Consider the following 894-nt stretch of genomic DNA (forward strand, 5'->3'; position numbering starts at 1 on the left):
TTCATGCCAGGCTCGAAACCGCCGCCCTGGATCATGAAGCCTTTGATCACACGGTGGAACACGGTGTTGCTGTAGTGGCCGGCGTTGACGTATTCGATGAAGTTGGCCACGGTGATCGGGGCTTTTTCAGCGTTCAGTGCAATGACGATGTCGCCGTGGTTGGTGGTCAGTTTGACTTTGGACATGCTGAAACTCGCTTTTTCAAGGCAATCGGGAATTAGGGTGCGCAGGGCGCCGGTTATCACCTGACGCAGGTTCAGGCGATCGCGACACATGGCGCGCACAGGCCATTTTGCCAGGCTGCGGCAAAAAGCCGTGATAAATCACGCCAGTTTGTCTGGCCGCGGCTGTCAGCAGCTTGACTGCTTCGGCTATGATAGGCCCTTTGATTCAATCGGCCTACCCAGGCCAGACACATGCATTCAAGGATCCTATGAGCAAGCCCACTGCCGACAACGCGCCCAACGCCGCTGCCAAAGGCGCCCCCGCTGTCCCTGCGAACTTCCTGCGGCCGATCATCCAGGCCGACCTGGACTCGGGCAAGCACAGCAGCATCGTCACCCGTTTTCCGCCGGAGCCCAATGGTTACCTGCATATCGGCCATGCCAAGTCGATCTGCGTCAACTTCGGCCTGGCCAAGGAATTCGGCGGCGTCTGCCACCTGCGCTTCGACGATACCAACCCGGCCAAGGAAGACCAGGAGTACATCGACGCCATCCAGAGCGATGTCAAGTGGCTGGGCTTCGACTGGGCCGGTGATGTGCGCTACGCCTCCAGCTACTTCGACCAGCTGCACGACTGGGCGGTCGAGCTGATCAAGGCTGGCAAGGCCTATGTCTGCGACCTTACCCCCGAGCAGGCCAAGGAATACCGCGGCAACCTCAAGGAGCCGGG

At 59.7% G+C, this 894-nt stretch carries 2 protein-coding genes; one reads left to right on the forward strand and one right to left on the reverse strand.

Features of this window, described 5'->3' with window-relative positions:
• The coding region (locus HP547_RS28995) for a peptidylprolyl isomerase (RefSeq protein ID WP_172288935.1) at positions 1-185 on the reverse strand (185 nt) is incomplete at its 3' end.
• Between the two features lie 248 nt (positions 186-433).
• Here HP547_RS28995 and HP547_RS29000 point away from each other — a divergent pair.
• Positions 434-894, forward strand: a 461-nt coding sequence (locus HP547_RS29000) for a glutamate--tRNA ligase family protein (RefSeq protein WP_256676481.1), incomplete at its 3' end; no start/stop codon positions are given.

Source organism: Pseudomonas sp. CM27 (assembly GCF_013179515.1).
Classification (GTDB): Bacteria; Pseudomonadota; Gammaproteobacteria; order Pseudomonadales; family Pseudomonadaceae; genus Aquipseudomonas.